The organism is Halomonas sp. THAF12, assembly GCF_009363675.1.
Taxonomy (GTDB): domain Bacteria; phylum Pseudomonadota; class Gammaproteobacteria; order Pseudomonadales; family Halomonadaceae; genus Halomonas; species Halomonas smyrnensis.
Genome location: NZ_CP045399.1, coordinates 2,960,035 through 2,974,383, shown reverse-complemented (window position 1 = coordinate 2,974,383; position 14,349 = coordinate 2,960,035). Strand labels below are relative to the sequence as shown.

General features: G+C 70.9%; 17 protein-coding genes. 16 read left to right on the top strand and 1 reads right to left on the bottom strand.

Annotated features, from left to right (window positions below):
• Positions 1–145 precede the first annotated feature (145 nt).
• From FIU88_RS13775 to FIU88_RS13720, 12 genes are all read left to right on the top strand, one after another.
• Positions 146–2,476 (top strand): putative monovalent cation/H+ antiporter subunit A, encoded by a 2,331-nt coding sequence (locus FIU88_RS13775; protein WP_152479607.1) that lies wholly within the window; start codon positions 146–148, stop codon positions 2,474–2,476.
• Positions 2,469–2,900 (top strand): Na+/H+ antiporter subunit B, encoded by a 432-nt coding sequence (locus FIU88_RS13770; RefSeq protein ID WP_016853684.1) that lies wholly within the window; start codon positions 2,469–2,471, stop codon positions 2,898–2,900. The genes FIU88_RS13775 and FIU88_RS13770 overlap by 8 nt, the downstream gene beginning before the upstream one ends.
• Positions 2,901–2,903: 3 nt before the next feature.
• Positions 2,904–3,251 carry a Na+/H+ antiporter subunit C gene (locus FIU88_RS13765; protein ID WP_016853685.1) on the top strand — a complete coding sequence of 116 codons (348 nt, stop codon included), beginning with the start codon at positions 2,904–2,906 and terminating at the stop codon, positions 3,249–3,251.
• A complete protein-coding gene (locus FIU88_RS13760) occupies positions 3,248–4,765 on the top strand; it encodes a Na+/H+ antiporter subunit D (RefSeq protein WP_152479606.1) in 1,518 nt (505 codons plus the stop codon). The genes FIU88_RS13765 and FIU88_RS13760 overlap by 4 nt, the downstream gene beginning before the upstream one ends.
• Complete coding sequence (locus tag FIU88_RS13755) at positions 4,762–5,235, top strand: Na+/H+ antiporter subunit E (RefSeq protein WP_152479605.1); 474 nt, start codon at positions 4,762–4,764, stop codon at positions 5,233–5,235. The genes FIU88_RS13760 and FIU88_RS13755 overlap by 4 nt, the downstream gene beginning before the upstream one ends.
• A gap of 18 nt (positions 5,236–5,253) precedes the next feature.
• The gene (locus tag FIU88_RS13750) at positions 5,254–5,523 is read left to right on the top strand and encodes a monovalent cation/H+ antiporter complex subunit F (protein WP_016853688.1); all 270 of its coding nucleotides are present in this window, start codon (positions 5,254–5,256) and stop codon (positions 5,521–5,523) included.
• Entirely contained in the window at positions 5,516–5,914 is a 399-nt protein-coding gene (gene mnhG, locus FIU88_RS13745; RefSeq protein WP_016853689.1) for a monovalent cation/H(+) antiporter subunit G, read from the top strand. The genes FIU88_RS13750 and mnhG overlap by 8 nt, the downstream gene beginning before the upstream one ends.
• Positions 5,915–6,126: 212 nt before the next feature.
• Positions 6,127–6,303: a DUF2256 domain-containing protein gene (locus FIU88_RS13740; RefSeq protein ID WP_367613878.1), complete on the top strand. Its 177-nt coding sequence runs from the start codon at positions 6,127–6,129 to the stop codon at positions 6,301–6,303.
• A gap of 10 nt (positions 6,304–6,313) precedes the next feature.
• The gene (locus FIU88_RS13735; protein WP_152479603.1) at positions 6,314–7,672 is read left to right on the top strand and encodes a DASH family cryptochrome; all 1,359 of its coding nucleotides are present in this window, start codon (positions 6,314–6,316) and stop codon (positions 7,670–7,672) included.
• The gene (locus FIU88_RS13730) at positions 7,669–8,139 is read left to right on the top strand and encodes a DUF3429 domain-containing protein (RefSeq protein ID WP_216647277.1); all 471 of its coding nucleotides are present in this window, start codon (positions 7,669–7,671) and stop codon (positions 8,137–8,139) included. The genes FIU88_RS13735 and FIU88_RS13730 overlap by 4 nt, the downstream gene beginning before the upstream one ends.
• Positions 8,140–8,191: 52 nt before the next feature.
• Positions 8,192–9,496, top strand: coding sequence for a lytic murein transglycosylase (locus tag FIU88_RS13725; protein ID WP_152479602.1), 1,305 nt, complete (start codon positions 8,192–8,194; stop codon positions 9,494–9,496).
• On the top strand, positions 9,493–10,137 hold the full coding sequence (locus FIU88_RS13720) for a RimK/LysX family protein (protein WP_152479601.1): 645 nt from the start codon (positions 9,493–9,495) through the stop codon (positions 10,135–10,137). Before FIU88_RS13725 ends, FIU88_RS13720 begins: the two co-directional genes overlap by 4 nt.
• Here FIU88_RS13720 and FIU88_RS13715 read toward each other — a convergent pair.
• Positions 10,129–10,842 carry a 16S rRNA (uracil(1498)-N(3))-methyltransferase gene (locus FIU88_RS13715; protein WP_152479600.1) on the bottom strand — a complete coding sequence of 238 codons (714 nt, stop codon included), beginning with the start codon at positions 10,840–10,842 and terminating at the stop codon, positions 10,129–10,131. The two genes, FIU88_RS13720 and FIU88_RS13715, sit on opposite strands and share 9 nt — an antisense overlap.
• Positions 10,843–10,944: 102 nt before the next feature.
• On the opposite strand from FIU88_RS13715, the gene phaR reads away from it, so the two are divergent.
• The 4 genes from phaR (at position 10,945) to FIU88_RS13695 (ending at position 14,294) form a co-directional block, all read left to right on the top strand.
• Entirely contained in the window at positions 10,945–11,394 is a 450-nt protein-coding gene (gene phaR, locus FIU88_RS13710) for a polyhydroxyalkanoate synthesis repressor PhaR (protein ID WP_016853695.1), read from the top strand.
• 245 nt (positions 11,395–11,639) lie between these two features.
• A complete protein-coding gene (gene purD / locus FIU88_RS13705; RefSeq protein ID WP_016853696.1) occupies positions 11,640–12,935 on the top strand; it encodes a phosphoribosylamine--glycine ligase in 1,296 nt (431 codons plus the stop codon).
• Between the two features lie 52 nt (positions 12,936–12,987).
• A complete protein-coding gene (locus FIU88_RS13700; RefSeq protein ID WP_152479599.1) occupies positions 12,988–13,422 on the top strand; it encodes a thioesterase family protein in 435 nt (144 codons plus the stop codon).
• Entirely contained in the window at positions 13,422–14,294 is an 873-nt protein-coding gene (locus FIU88_RS13695; protein WP_152479598.1) for a phosphoribulokinase, read from the top strand. The genes FIU88_RS13700 and FIU88_RS13695 overlap by 1 nt, the downstream gene beginning before the upstream one ends.
• Positions 14,295–14,349: the final 55 nt, after the last annotated feature.

The window sequence follows — 14,349 nt, the reverse complement described above, 5'->3', positions numbered from 1 at the left end:
TCGAGCCCCATGAAGTAGTTGAATCGCAATACCTTACCGTATCGGGCGGCGGCTCGCGCCACCTTGCCTTTCAAAATCGGGCTCTTTAAGGTTGAACCACGTTTTCATCCGGTGGGCCCGCGCGGACGCCAGGGAGGAAGGCTCGATGCAACTGGTGGTCTTGGGAGGTTTCTTGCTCGCCGGGATGGCGCCGCTGCTGCATCGCTGGTTCGGCTCGCGCACCCCGCTGCTGATGGCGGCGCTGCCGGCGGGGATCGCCGCCTGGCTGCTGGCCCAGTGGCCGGCGATCGTCGCCGGTGAGGCCCTGCGCCTGGAATGGGCCTGGGCCCCGGGGCTCGATATCAGCCTGACCTTCCTGATCGACGGCCTGTCGCTGATGTTCGCCCTGCTGATCAGCGTGATCGGCGCCCTGGTGCTGGCCTACAGCGGCGAGTACCTGCGTGGCCATCGCGACCTGCCGCGTTTCCTGGTGGTGATCACCGCCTTCATGATGTCGATGCTGGGCCTGGTGCTGGCCGACAACCTGGTGGCGCTGTTCGTGTTCTGGGAGCTCACCAGCGTCACCTCCTACCTGCTGATCGGCTTCAATCACACCGATGCGACGGCCCGCAAGGCCGCCCAGCAGGGCCTGCTGGTGACGGTGGGCGGCGGGCTGGCGCTGCTGGCCGGCGTCGTCATGCTGGCCGTGGCCGGCGACAGCTGGTCGCTGGCGGCCCTGGTCGAGCGCGGCGAGCTGCTGCGCCAGCACGACCTCTATACGCCGCTGCTGATCTGTATCCTGGTCGGGGCCTTCACCAAGTCGGCCCAGTTCCCCTTCCACTTCTGGCTGCCCAATGCCATGGCGGCGCCGACCCCCGTCTCGGCCTATCTGCACTCGGCGACCATGGTCAAGGCCGGGATCTACCTGCTGGCGCGCCTGCATCCGGCGCTGGGCGGCAGCGAGACCTGGACGCTCACCCTGTCGCTGGTCGGCGCCCTGACCATGGCCACCGGGGCCTTCCTGGCGATCCATCACACCAGCATCAAGAAGCTGCTGGCCTATTCCACGGTGATGGCGCTGGGCACCCTGACCCTGCTGCTGGGCATCGGCACGCCCGGGGCCTTGAGCGCCTTCGTGGTTTTCCTGCTGGCGCACTCGCTCTACAAGGGCGCGCTGTTCCTGATCGCCGGCATCCTCGACCACGAGACCGGGACCAAGGACGTCACCGCCATGGGCGGGCTGCGTCGGGTCATGCCGCTGACCGCCACCCTGGCGGTGGTCGCCGGGCTGTCGCTGGCCGGGCTGCCGCCGCTGCTGGGCTTCGTCGGCAAGGAGCTGATGTTCGCCTCGGTGCTGGACGCCACTGCCTGGCGCTGGCTGCTCCTGGCCCTGGCCTTCCCGGCCGCCTTCCTGACCCTGGCGGTGGCGGCGATCGTCACCCTGCGGCCCTTCTTCGGTGCCCGGCGGGAGACGCCCCGCACGCCCCACGAGCCGCCCTTCGCCATGCTCGCCGGCCCGCTGCTGCTGGCGTCATTGTCACTGTGGCTGGGGCTGGCGCCGGGCGGGCTGGACGGCCTGACCAACGCCATCCTGGCGGGCATCGGGGCGCCCGACGCCGGCGTGCACCTGGCGCTGTGGCACGGGGTCAACCTGCCGCTGGTGCTGTCCGTGGCCAGCCTGGTGCTGGGGGGGCTGGTGTATCGCCACTGGGATCGGCTGCGCCTCGCCCTGCGGCGGCTCGACCCGCTGATGGCGCGTGGCCCCGAGGCCGGCTATGCGGCGCTGATGGCGAGCCTGGTGTCGCTGTCGGCCTGGCAGACCCGCTTCCTGCAGAACGGCTACATGCGCAACTATCTGGTGATGACCCTGCTGGTGCTGCTGGGGCTGGTGGGGCATGCCTTCTTCTTCCGTCACGGCCTGGCGATCGAGCTCGGCCTGTCGGTCCACTTCCACGAGGCGGTGGTCGCCGGGCTGATGGTGGCCGGCGCGGTGACCGCCTGCGTGATGCGCGCCCGGCTGGCGGCGGTGGCGGCGGTGGGGGTGATGGGCTTCTCCATCGCCCTGACCTTCGTGTTGTTCAGCGCGCCGGACCTGGCCATCACCCAGCTGCTGGTGGAGACCCTCACCGTGGTGCTGCTGGCGCTGGTGCTGTTCCGCCTGCCGCGCTTCGCGACCCTGTCGACCCCGCTCGAGCGGCTGCGCGATCTGGTGGTGGCGACCCTGACCGGGGGGCTCATCACGCTGCTGATGCTCTCGGTGCTGTCCGGAGAGCGCCTGCCGCGCATCTCCGACTGGATGGTCGCCAACAGCCAGCCGCTGGCGCACGGGCACAACATCGTCAACGTCATCCTGGTGGATTTCCGCGCCCTGGACACCCTGGGCGAGATCTTCGTCCTGGCCCTGGCGGCCGTGGGCGTCTACGCCATGCTGCGGTTCCACGCCGGCGAGTACGAGGCCCGCGATGACGGGCGCTCGGGAGGGCCGCCCGATGGTTAAGTCCGGCACCCTGATCCTCAGCGTCGCCGCCCGCCTGCTGCTGCCGCTGCAGCTGCTGTTCTCGGTGTTCCTGCTGCTGCGCGGTCACGACGAGCCCGGCGGGGGCTTCATCGCCGGCCTGGTGGCGGCAGGGGGCTTCGCGCTCTACCTGTTCGCCTTCGGTCGTCACGCCCTGCGCCGGGTGCTGCGGGTCTCGCCGCGCGATCTGGTGGGCGTGGGGCTGCTGCTCGGCGTGAGCTCGACGCTGCCGGCCTGGTGGAGCGGCGAGCCCTTCTTCACCGCCCACTGGTGGACGATCCCGGTGATCGACTTCAAGGCCTCGACGCCGCTGATCTTCGATATCGGCGTCTACCTGGCGGTCGTGGGCGTGGTGCTCACCGCCATCACCGCCCTGGTGGACACCGATCGACACGATGAGGGATAGCCTATGGAACCCCTGATGGCCGTGACCATCGGCGTGCTGTTCGCCACCGCCATCTACATGATGCTGAGGCGCTCCATCGTCAAGCTGGTGATCGGGCTGATGCTGCTGTCCAATGCCGCCAACCTGCTGATCTTCGCCACCGCCGGCATGCGCCGCGGGGCGCCGCCGCTGGTGCCGGAGGGGCTCGCTGCCCCCGAGTCGGCGGTGGCCGATCCGCTGCCCCAGGCGCTGGTGCTGACCGCCATCGTCATCGCCTTCGGCGTGCTGTCGTTCGCGGTGGTGCTGGTGCGGCGCGCCTGGGAGATCGTGCGCGCCGACGACCTTGACCGGATGAAGGATACCGACACGTGACCCCGCAGATCGCGCTCCCCGTCCTCATCCCGCTGTTCGCCGGGGCCCTGTCGCTGGTGTTCTGGCGCTCCCGCACGATGCAGCGCCTGATCGCGGTGGGCGGCACCGTCGGGCTGCTGGCCACCGGCGTCTGGCTGCTGATGACGGTGAGCCGCGACGGCATCCAGGTGATGCAGATGGGCGGCTGGCCGGCGCCCTTCGGCATCAGCCTGGTCGCCGACCTGCTGGGCGCGCTCATGGTCGTGCTGACCGGCATCATCGGCCTGGCGGTGGCGCTCTTCTCGCTGGCCTCGGTCGGCCGTGGGCACCAGGACTACGGCTATTTCCCACTGATGCACCTGCTGCTGGCCGGCGTGGCCGGGGCCTTCTTGACCGGCGACATCTTCAACCTCTACGTGTGGTTCGAGGTGATGCTGGTGGCGTCCTTCGCGCTGCTGATCCTGGGCAGCGAGAAGCCGCAGATGGAGGGGGCGATCAAGTACGTGACCCTCAATCTGGTGTCGTCGGTGCTGTTCCTGGTCGCCGTGGGCCTGCTGTACGGCATGGTGGGTACCCTCAACATGGCCGACATCGCCCGCCGCCTGACGACCCTGGACGATACCGGCATGGTCGACGTGCTGGCGATGATGTTCATGGTCGCCTTCGGCATCAAGGCGGCGGCCTTCCCGCTGTTCTTCTGGCTGCCGGCCTCGTACCACACGCCGCCGGTCGCGGTCTCGGCGCTGTTCGCCGGCCTGCTGACCAAGGTCGGGGTCTATGCGCTGTTCCGGGTGTTCACGCTGATCTTCCATCACAGCCCCGGCTATACCCACGAGATCCTGCTGTGGGGAGCCGCCCTGACCATGCTGTCCGGTGTCCTGGGGGCGGCGGCGCAGTTCGAGTTCCGGCGCATCCTGTCGTTCCACATCGTCAGCCAGATCGGCTACATGATCCTGGGGCTGGCGCTGTTCACGCCTCTGGCGATCCTCGGCGGGGTGTTCTATATCGCCCACCACATCATCGTGAAGACCAACCTCTTCCTGATCAGCGGCATCGTCCAGCGGCTGCGCGGCAGCTATCGCCTCGAGACGCTGGGTGGCGTCTATCGCCAGCACCCCTGGCTGGCGGTGCTGTTCCTGATATCGGCGCTGTCGCTGGCCGGCATGCCGCCGCTGTCGGGCTTCTTCGCCAAGTTCATCGTGATCCGGGCGGGCCTCGAGGCCGAGGCCTACGGGGTGACGGCGATCGCGCTGCTGGTGGGGCTGCTCACCCTGTACTCGATGATCAAGATCTGGAACGAGGCGTTCTGGAAGGCGCCGCCCGATGACGAGGCCGGGGGCGAGCCCGCCCGGGAGGTCGGGCAGCGCGAACTGTGGCTGATGGGCGCGCCGGCGGTCGGCCTGGCGCTGTGTACCCTGGCGATCGGGCTGCAGCCCGACGCGCTCTATGCGCTGGCCGAGGCCTCCGCGGCGCAGCTGCTGGCGCCCGAGCGTTACATCGAGGCGGTACTCGGCGTGCCGGGAGGGGAGCCATGATCGGCGCGGCCTGGAACCTCATGCTCGGCGTCGCCTGGGTGGTGCTGACCGGCGACTTCAGCGGCGGCAGCCTGTTCGCCGGGCTGGTGTTCGGCTACCTGGTGCTGGCGCTGATCCAGCCCCAGGTCCCGGCGCTGGCCGGTTACGCCCAGCGGCTGCCGCGACTGATCCGCTTCGTCGGCTTCTTCCTCAAGGAGCTGGTGGTCTCCAACCTGCGGGTGTCCTACGACATCGTCACGCCGCCCTGGTACATGAGGCCGGGGGTGATCGCGATGCCGCTGAAGGCCCGCACGGAATTCGAGATCGCCTTCGTCGCCAACCTGATCTCGCTGACCCCGGGGACGCTGAGCCTGGACGTCTCCGACGACCGCCGCGTGCTCTACATCCATGCCATGTTCCTCGACGACGAGCCGGCGCTGACCCGCAGCCTGGCCGAGCTCGAGCGGCGTGCCCTGGAACTCTTCCACTGACGAGGGGAGGCCTGTCCCGTGTCGATCGTGATCCTGTTCAGTCTGGCCGTGATGTCGCTGGCCCTGTGCCTGGCGTTCGCGCGCCTGTTCCGGGGGCCGAGCCTGCCGGATCGGGTCGTGGCGCTGGAGCTGTTCTCCTCGATCCTCGTCGGCATCATCGGCGTGGTGGCCATCGCCACCGACGTGGCGATCCTGCTCGACGTGGCCATCGTCATGGCGCTGATGGCCTTCATGGCCACCATCGGCTTCGCCCGGTTCCTCGAGCGGGGAGGGCCGCGAGATGACTGAGGTGCTCACCGCCGCAGGCCTGCTGACCGGCTCCACCTTCATGCTGCTGGCCGCCCTGGGGGTGGTGCGCCTGCCCGATCTGTTGACCCGCCTGCACGCGACCACCAAGGCGGCCACGCTGGGCGTGTCGCTGATCATGCTGTCGGTGGCGGTGCACTTCGCCGAGACGGCGGTGGTGGCCCGGGCCCTGGGGATCATCCTGTTCCTCATGCTGACGGCACCGGTGGCGGCGCATATCATCGGCCGCGCCGGCTACTTCGTCGGCGCCCGGCTGTGGGACGGCACCGTCAAGGACGAGCTGCGCCCCCACTACGATCCGCTGACCCATCGCCTGCGCAGCGGGCGCGAAGAGGACGACGAGCCGCCCGCCGCGCCGCCCCACCGCGACTGACTCCCCCGCCCGCCAGACGCGCCTCGCCCCGTCGGGGCGTGTCACCCCGAGGCCCGCGACGCCCCCAGGCCGACGAGTCGCTCGCCGCCTTCGGCCCATCCCCCCGCCTGCCGGCCCGCAGGGTGAATCCTGTCGGCGTCGGCCGTGCCGCTTGCGTTCGCGACCATGGGATATAACATGTACATAAATTGTACCATTTTTTTATCCTGTCCATGTCGGGTGAAGCCATGCGTCGCAAGGCCGACCTTCCCTCCAAGCCCTGCCAGTGCTGCGGCCGTCCGTTCCGGTGGCGCCGCAAGTGGACGCGCTGCTGGGAGGAGGTGCGCTATTGCAGCGACCGCTGCCGTCGCGAGGCCAGGCGCCTTTCGCGCAGCGAGGACGGGGCATGAGGAGGCCGTCATGAGCATCGATCTCGTCTGGCTGCGCCAGGACCTGCGCCTGGCCGACAATCCGCTGTTCGCCGCGCCGCTGGGAGAGCACCTGGCCTGCGTCTATGTGCTGGATGAGCGCTGGCTGAAGGAGCGGCGCATCGGCCCGGCACGCCTCGGCTTCCTGTGGCAGAGCCTGATCGAGCTGCGCGGCCGCCTGCTCGCCAGGGGCAGCGACCTGCTGGTGCGGATCGGCGATCCGGCCGAGGAGGTGGCCGCCCTGAGCGCCGAGCTCGGCGCCCGGCGGGTGAGGGTGCGGCGCGATCCCGGCTGGGAGGAGACCCGCGCCGTCGAGCGGCTGGCGACGCGCCTCGCCGCGGGGTGCGAGCTCGAGCGCCTGGAAGGGGGCATGCTGTTCGCCGAGGACGACCTGCCGCGGCCGGTCGCGGCGCTGCCGCCCGGCTTCTCGGGGTTCCGGCGTCGGCTCGAGGGCGTCACGCCGCAGGGCGCCGGCGCGGAGCCGGTGACGCTGCCGCCCTGGCCGCCCGATGCCTCGCGCGGGCTGCCCCCGCTGCGCTGGATCGACGTGCGGGCGGCCGAGTGGAGCGCCTCGTCCCTCGGCGGCTTCTCCTTCGCCGGCGGTGAGAGCGCCGGCCTGGCGCGGCTGGACGATTACCTGTGGGGCAGCGGCGCGGTGGCGCACTACGCCGAGACCCGCAACGGCCTGGTCGGCGCCGACTTTTCCAGCCGGCTGTCGCCCTGGCTGGCGCTGGGCTGCCTCTCGGCCGCCCAGGTCAACGACGCCCTGGACGACTGGGAGGCGGAGCGCGGGGCCAGCGACTCGAGCCGCTGGCTGCGCTTCGAACTGCTGTGGCGGGAGTATTTCCACTGGGCCGCCTGGCAGGATGGCCGGCGACTCTACGGCGGCGCCACGGCGCCCGGCGGGGGCGAGGACTTCGCGGCCTGGTGCCGCGGCGAGACCGGGCTGCCGTTCGTCGACGCCGGGATGCGCGAGCTGGCCGAGACCGGCTGGCTGTCGAACCGCGCCCGCCAGAACGTGGCCAGCCATCTCGTTCACGACCTGGGCGTCGACTGGCGATTGGGGGCGGCCTGGTTCGAGCGCTGCCTGATCGATCATGACGTCGCCAGCAACTGGGGCAACTGGGGCTATATCGCCGGCCGTGGCCGGCATGCCAGGGCGCATCGCTTCGACGTCCTGGACCAGGCCGAGCGCTACGATCCCCGGGGCGACTACGTGGCCCGCTGGTGCCCCGAGCTCGCCGATCTGCCGCCCGGCAGCGCCCGCCATCGCCCCTGGCAGCACGATCCCGCGGTCTTCCTGCCGCCGCCCTCGCTGGCGACGCCGGCTCGGCGGGACGTCGCGCCATGAACGCCGATCGCGATGACCCGGAGCGGGGCGCCCGCCGCCCCGGCATGAACGGACTCGGCGTCGCCGGGCTGGTGCCGTTCGTCGTGACCCTGCCGGCGGCCTACCTGGCATCGCCGCCGGGGCAGGCCCTCGCCATCCAGGCCTTCCTCGCCTACGGCGCGGTGATCCTGTCCTTTCTCGGCGGGGTGCACTGGGGACTGGCGCTGGCCGGCGCCGGCGGGCCCGAACCCGCGGGCCGCCGCCTGGTCGTGGGCGTGCTGCCGAGCCTGGTCGCCTGGCCGGCGCTGCTGCTCGCGCCGCCGGCCGCCGCCGCGACGCTGCTGGCCGGCCTCGTCGCCCTGCGCCTCTACGAGGCGGGCCCCGGCGCCGCGGGACTGCCGGGCGACTATCGGCGGCTTCGCACTCGACTGACCGCCGTCATGGCGGCCTGCCATCTGGCACTGATCGCGAGGCTGCTGCTGGCCTGAACGGGCGTTCTGCGCGATCATCGGGGGCCATTTTCGTCAAGGAACGTCGTCGATGTTGCCCCCGTTACTGCTCCTCGTGCTGCTCTGTGCCGGCCTGGCCGGCTGCCAGGGTCTCACCCCGCCGCGCGCCGAAGCCGCCTCTTCCGCGGCCACTCCCGTTGGCTCTCCCTCGGCCGATGCCGCCGCCACGGCGATGACGGACGAGGCGGCGTCCGCCGAGCGGCCCGAGGCCGTGGGCGACTTCGACGACTGGCGCCGCGACTTCCGCCGCCTGGCGAGTGACGAGGGCCTCGGCGAGGCCGCCCTGGCGCGCATCGACGCGCTGCGCTATCTGCCCCGGGTCATCGAGCTGGATCGGCGTCAGCCGGAGTTCGTGCGCCCGATCTGGGAGTACCTCGACGGGGCGGTGTCGACGAACCGGGTGAGCACCGGTCGCGATCGGCTCGAGGCCTATCGCCGCACGGCCGAACGCGCCGAGGAACGCTACGGCGTGCCGGCCGAGGTGCTGGTGGCGATCTGGGGCATCGAGAGCAGCTACGGCGGCTATCAGGGCGAGGTCTCGACCCTCGATGCCCTGGCGACCCTGGCCCATGACGGCCGCCGCCGCGACTTCGCCCGCGGCGAGCTGCTGGCGGCGCTGCGCATCCTCGAGGCCGGCGACGTGCCGGCCGAGCGCATGGTCGGCTCCTGGGCCGGCGCCATGGGCCATCCGCAGTTCCTGCCGTCGAGCTATCTGGCCCACGCGGTGGACGGCGACGGCGACGGCCGCCGCGATATCTGGGGCAGCGTCCCCGATGCCCTGACCTCGATCGCCGCCTACCTCGCCGAGGCCGGCTGGCGGGCCGACGAACCCTGGGGGCTGGAGGTCGCGCTGCCGGACGACTTCGATTATTCGCTGACGGGCGATACCACCCGCCGCAGCGCCGACGACTGGGCCGCGAGGGGCGTGAGCCCGCGCGCCGGCGAGGCGCTGCCCGCACTGAGCGAGGCCGCGCTGATCGCGCCGGCCGGCGCACGGGGGCCGGCCTTCCTGGTCGGCCACAACTTCCGCGTCATTCGCCGCTACAACAACGCCACCAGCTATGCGCTGGCGGTGGCCACGCTGGGCGACGCCATCGACGGGCGTCCCGCGGTCCAGGGCGACTGGCCCCGCGAGGAGCCGGCGCTCAAGCGCACCCAGGTGCTGGAGCTGCAGCGGCGGCTCAACGCCCGCGGCCACGAGGTCGGCGAGGCCGACGGCATCCTCGGGCCCAATACCCGGCGCGGCCTGCGGGCCTTCCAGCGCGAGATCGGCGTGACGCCGGACGGCTTCGCCACCCTGGGGCTGCTGGAGCGGCTGCGGGAGGTGGGCTCATGAGGCGCGGGGCGTGGTGCCTGGCGGCGGCGCTGTGGTCGGGGCTGGCCCTGGCCGAGGCGCCGGATCGCACCGTGGGCTGGGTCGAGCCGGTGACCCTGATGCCCTGGAACCTGCCCTTCGAGGCCAAGCTGGACAGCGGGGCGCTGACCTCGTCGCTGGACGCGCGGGACATCGAGCGCTTCGAGCGCGACGGCGAATCCTGGGTGCGCTTCCGGCTGCAGTTCGATGACGAGGACAAGGGCGAGACCTTCGCCATGACCCTCGAGCGGCCGCGGGTGCGGCGCCTGACGGTGCGCGGCGCCGGCGGCACCGACGATCGGCCGGTGGTGCTGATGGATGTGTGCGTGGACGGCGTGCGCCACGAGGAGGAGTTCAGCCTGCGCGACCGCTCGGAAATGACCTACCCGATCCTGCTGGGGCGACGCACCATCGGCCACCTGGGGCGACTGGACGTGGCCAGCACCCATCTGACCGAGCCCGGCTGCGACGGCGATGCGCCGCGCAAGCCCCATCGGCCGGACGAGGAGGCGTCCGGCGATGACGGGGCGAGCGAAGCGCACGAGGAGAAGGGGGAGACCGACGGCGCCGAGGCGTCGTCGTCATCGGCCGCCGAGCCCGAGGACGCACCGGCGTCAGAATAACCGTGCCAGCAGGGCGGTGACCGCGGTCTCCACGCGCAGGATGCGCGGGCCCATGTGGACGCCGTGGCAGCCGGCCTCGACCAGCTTCTCCACTTCCCAGGGAATGAAGCCGCCCTCGGGGCCCACCACCAGCAGCGTCGGCGCCTCGACCCCGCGGGGGCAGGCGTCCGGCATGCCGGGATGGGCCAGCAGCCCGCGGCGGCCGGCCAGGAGCCCCGGCAGGTCGTCCTCGACGAAGGGGCGGAAGCCCTTGGCCAGGGTCACGCGCGGCGGGCGGGTGTCCCGGGCCTGCTCCAGGCCCAGCTCCAGATGGCGGCGGATCTTGTCCTCGGACAGCTCCGGCGACTGCCAGTAGCTCTTCTCCACCCGTCTGGTGTTCAGAAGCGTCAGCTCCTTCACCCCGAGCGCGGTCACGTGTTCCAGGGTGCGCGCCAGCATCCGCGGCCGCGGCAGGGCCAGCACCAGATGCACCGGCAGCGGCGCCGGCGGGGCCTGGTCGAGGGCGGAGACGTCGAACACCGCCTCCGTGTCGTTCAGGGTCAAGAGCTCGCCGCGCCCCAGGGCGCCGCCCTCGATGCCCAGCGTCATGGCATCGCCTTCGCGGGCCCGGTGGACCTCGCGCAGATGGGCGAGCCTTCGCGGGTCGCGCACCCGTGCCAGGCGGTCGTTCTCGATGTCGTCGGGCGAGAGCAGGATCAGGTTCATGGGGCCTCGTGGTGCCGGTATGCCTTGCATGAAGGGTGGGGCGGTGCACAATACCTGCATAAGGAGGCATCCGCCCACCCGATTCGAACCGAGGAGAGCGCCGTGCGCGTGATTCGCAAGTATGCCAACCGCAGGCTCTATGATACCGAACAGAGCCGCTACGTGACCCTCGAGGACCTGCGCAAGCTGATCCTCGACGAGGTGCCCTTCCGGGTCGAGGATGCCAAGAGCGGCGAGGACCTGACCCGCACCATCCTGCTGACCATCATCATCGAGCAGGAGCAGGCCGACGGCGACGCCCAGGTGTTCTCCAACGACCTGCTGGCCCAGTTCATCCGCGTCTACAACATGGCCCAGCCGCTGCCGCTGGCGCGCTACCTGGAGCAGGGCACGCAGCTGATGATGGAGCAGCAGAAGCACCTGCAGGACCAGTGGCAGCAGGCCATGCGCCACACGCCGATGGAGATGATGCGCGAGCTGGCCGAGGAGAACATGCGCTTCTGGCAGCAGAACCTCGGCGGCAAGGGCCGCAAGGACGACGACGAGTCCTGATGGCGTGTCGATGCTCTCGGGGCTGATCCGGCGACAGGTCGCCGAGGGGCGCTGTGACCCCTTCCCTGGGCGCTACTTTTGCCATCCATGGCAAAAACCCCCTCTTTGACCTGCCCCCGGCGCCCCGCGTGGCGCTTCGGTAGGCCGGCGTATCGAAGCTGAAGGCGGCGCCGGCGGCCGCTTTCTGGCATAATGCGGCGACGTTTTTCCCGTGTTATCCCCCTGTAAGTGAGGTAGAGCAGCGGATGAAGGTTCTGATCATCGGCGGCGGTGGCCGCGAACATGCCCTGGCCTGGAAGGTCGCCCAGTCGCCCGAGGTCGAGACCGTCCACGTGGCCCCGGGCAACGCCGGGACCGCCCGCGAGCCGGGGCTCGAGAACGTGGCGATCGGCGCCGAGGACCTGGACGGGCTGGTCGCCTTCGCCCGCGAGCAGGCCATCGACCTGACCATCGTCGGCCCCGAGGCGCCGCTGGTGGTCGGCGTGGTCGACCGCTTCCGCGAGGCCGGCCTGGCGATCTTCGGCCCCACCGCCGGCGCCGCCCAGCTCGAGGGCTCCAAGGCCTTCACCAAGGACTTCCTGGCCCGTCACGCCATTCCGTCCGCCGAGTATCGCACCTTCGTGGCGGTGGAGCCGGCGCTCGAGTACCTCGCCGAGAAGGGCGCGCCGATCGTGATCAAGGCCGACGGCCTGGCCGCCGGCAAGGGCGTGATCGTCGCCATGACCCGGGAAGAGGCCGAGGCCGCGGTCCACGACATGCTCGAGGACAACGCCTTCGGCGACGCCGGCGCCCGGGTGGTGATCGAGGACTTCCTGCAGGGCGAGGAGGCCAGCTTCATCGTCATGGTCGACGGCGAGACGGTGCTGCCGATGGCCACCAGCCAGGACCACAAGCGCGCCTACGACGACGACCAGGGTCCCAACACCGGCGGCATGGGCGCCTACTCGCCGGCGCCGGTGGTCACCGACGAGGTCCATGAGCGGGTGATGGAACGGGTGATCCGTCCCACGGTGCGCGGCATGGCCGAGGAAGGCCATCCCTACACCGGTTTCCTGTATGCCGGCCTGATGATCGATCCCGAGGGCAACCCGCGGGTGATCGAGTACAACTGCCGCTTCGGCGACCCCGAGACCCAGCCGATCATGATGCGCCTGCAGTCCGACCTGGCCGAGCTGTGCCTGGCCGGCGCCCGCGGCGAGCTGGCCGGCCACGCCTGCGAGTGGGATTCCCGCGCCGCGGTAGGCGTGGTGATGGCCGCCGGCGGCTATCCCGGCGGCTATCGCAAGGGCGACGCCATCGAGGGGCTCGACGCCGCCGAGGCCACCGGCAGCAAGGTCTTCCACGCCGGCACCGCCACGGGCGACGACGGCGAGGTGCTGACCGCCGGCGGCCGCGTGCTGTGCGTCACCGCACTGGGCGAGGGCGTCTCCGCGGCCCGCGACCTGGCCTACCGGGGCGTGGCCGAGATCCGCTGGCAGGACGCCTTCCACCGTGGCGACATCGCGCATCGCGCCATCGCCCGGGAAGGCGGCGAGGGCTGAGCCCGCGAGCCCGATCCCCCACGACGTCGCACATTCACCACCAGGAGGCGGCATGGAGCGCGTGAAACTGGAGTTCCCCGAGGCGGACATCCTGCACCGGCACCCGCTGTCGGTGCGCATCACCGACATGAACTACGGTCGGCACCTCGGCCATGACGCCGTGGTGTCGCTGATGCACGAGGCCCGCGTCCATGCCCTGGCCGCCCGCTCGCTCGCCGAGGGCGACATGGCCGGCTATCCGTGCGTGGCGGCCGATCTGGCGGTGCAGTATCAGGCCGAGTCGCGCTGGCCCGAGGCGCTGGAGGTGGACACCGCCATTCCGGCGCCGGGGCGCCGCGCGATCGCCGTCTACCATCGCATCCGGCGGCTCGCCGACGATCGCCCCGTGGCCACGGCGCGCATCAACCTGATGCTGGTGGACCCCGCCACCGGCCGCCCGGTGGCGGTGCCCGACCTCGTGCGCGAGCGTCTCGCGGGGGCGAGCTGATGTCGCGCGAGTATCCGATCATCGCCGTGACCGGCTCCTCCGGGGCCGGCACCACCACGGTCAAGCGTACCTTCGAGCGCATGTTCGCCCGCGAGGACCTGCATGCCGCCTTCGTCGACGGCGACGCCTTCCATCGCTACACCCGTCAGGAGCTGGCGCGGATCTTCCGCGAGGAGCCCGAGCGCAAGGACGAGCTGTCGCACTTCGCCGTGGAGGCCAACCTGCTCGAGGAGCTCGAGGCGCTGTTCCAGGAGTACGGCGAGCACGGCACCGGCACCTATCGGCACTATATCCACGCCGAGGACAAGTCGATGATCGAGGCCGGCTACCAGGTCGGCACCTTCACCGAATGGCAGCCGCTGCCCACCGGCACCGACCTGCTGTTCTACGAGGGGCTGCACGGCGGCCTGGTGACGCCCGAGCACGACATCGCGCGCCACGCCGACCTGCTGGTCGGCGTGGCGCCGACCATGAACCTGGAGTGGATCCAGAAGATCGATCGCGACATGCGCTATCGTGGCTACTCCCAGGAGGCGGTGATCGACACCATCCTGGGGCGCATGGACGACTACGTGCGCTACATCCAGCCGCAGTTCTCGCGTACCCACATCAACTTCCAGCGGGTGCCGACGGTGGATACCTCGAACCCCTTCGAGGTGCAGGACATCCCCGCCGACGCCGAGTCCTTCGTGGTGATCCGCTTCCGCGACCCGGCCACGGTGGACTTCCCCTACCTGCTGGCGATGATCCCCGATGCCTTCATGAGCCGCCCGCACACCCTGGTGGTGCCGGGCTCGCGCATGCCGCTGGCCATGGAGCTGATCCTGGGGCCGCTGGTGCGCCACCTGCTGGCCCAGCGCCGCTTTCGCTGATTCGCTTCGTTTCCCGCTGACGGCATCCGCCGTTCGTCATCCGCCGAGGAGCCCG

Coding starts and splice junctions, on each gene's coding strand:
- FIU88_RS13775 (WP_152479607.1), top strand. CDS start 146: ATGCAACTGGTGGTCTTGGGAGGTTTCTTGCTCGCCGGGATGGCGCCG.
- FIU88_RS13770 (WP_016853684.1), top strand. CDS start 2,469: ATGGTTAAGTCCGGCACCCTGATCCTCAGCGTCGCCGCCCGCCTGCTG.
- FIU88_RS13765 (WP_016853685.1), top strand. CDS start 2,904: ATGGAACCCCTGATGGCCGTGACCATCGGCGTGCTGTTCGCCACCGCC.
- FIU88_RS13755 (WP_152479605.1), top strand. CDS start 4,762: ATGATCGGCGCGGCCTGGAACCTCATGCTCGGCGTCGCCTGGGTGGTG.
- mnhG (WP_016853689.1), top strand. CDS start 5,516: ATGACTGAGGTGCTCACCGCCGCAGGCCTGCTGACCGGCTCCACCTTC.
- FIU88_RS13740 (WP_367613878.1), top strand. CDS start 6,127: ATGTCGGGTGAAGCCATGCGTCGCAAGGCCGACCTTCCCTCCAAGCCC.
- FIU88_RS13735 (WP_152479603.1), top strand. CDS start 6,314: ATGAGCATCGATCTCGTCTGGCTGCGCCAGGACCTGCGCCTGGCCGAC.
- FIU88_RS13730 (WP_216647277.1), top strand. CDS start 7,669: ATGAACGCCGATCGCGATGACCCGGAGCGGGGCGCCCGCCGCCCCGGC.
- FIU88_RS13725 (WP_152479602.1), top strand. CDS start 8,192: ATGTTGCCCCCGTTACTGCTCCTCGTGCTGCTCTGTGCCGGCCTGGCC.
- FIU88_RS13720 (WP_152479601.1), top strand. CDS start 9,493: ATGAGGCGCGGGGCGTGGTGCCTGGCGGCGGCGCTGTGGTCGGGGCTG.
- FIU88_RS13715 (WP_152479600.1), bottom strand. CDS start 10,842: ATGAACCTGATCCTGCTCTCGCCCGACGACATCGAGAACGACCGCCTG.
- purD (WP_016853696.1), top strand. CDS start 11,640: ATGAAGGTTCTGATCATCGGCGGCGGTGGCCGCGAACATGCCCTGGCC.
- FIU88_RS13700 (WP_152479599.1), top strand. CDS start 12,988: ATGGAGCGCGTGAAACTGGAGTTCCCCGAGGCGGACATCCTGCACCGG.
- FIU88_RS13695 (WP_152479598.1), top strand. CDS start 13,422: ATGTCGCGCGAGTATCCGATCATCGCCGTGACCGGCTCCTCCGGGGCC.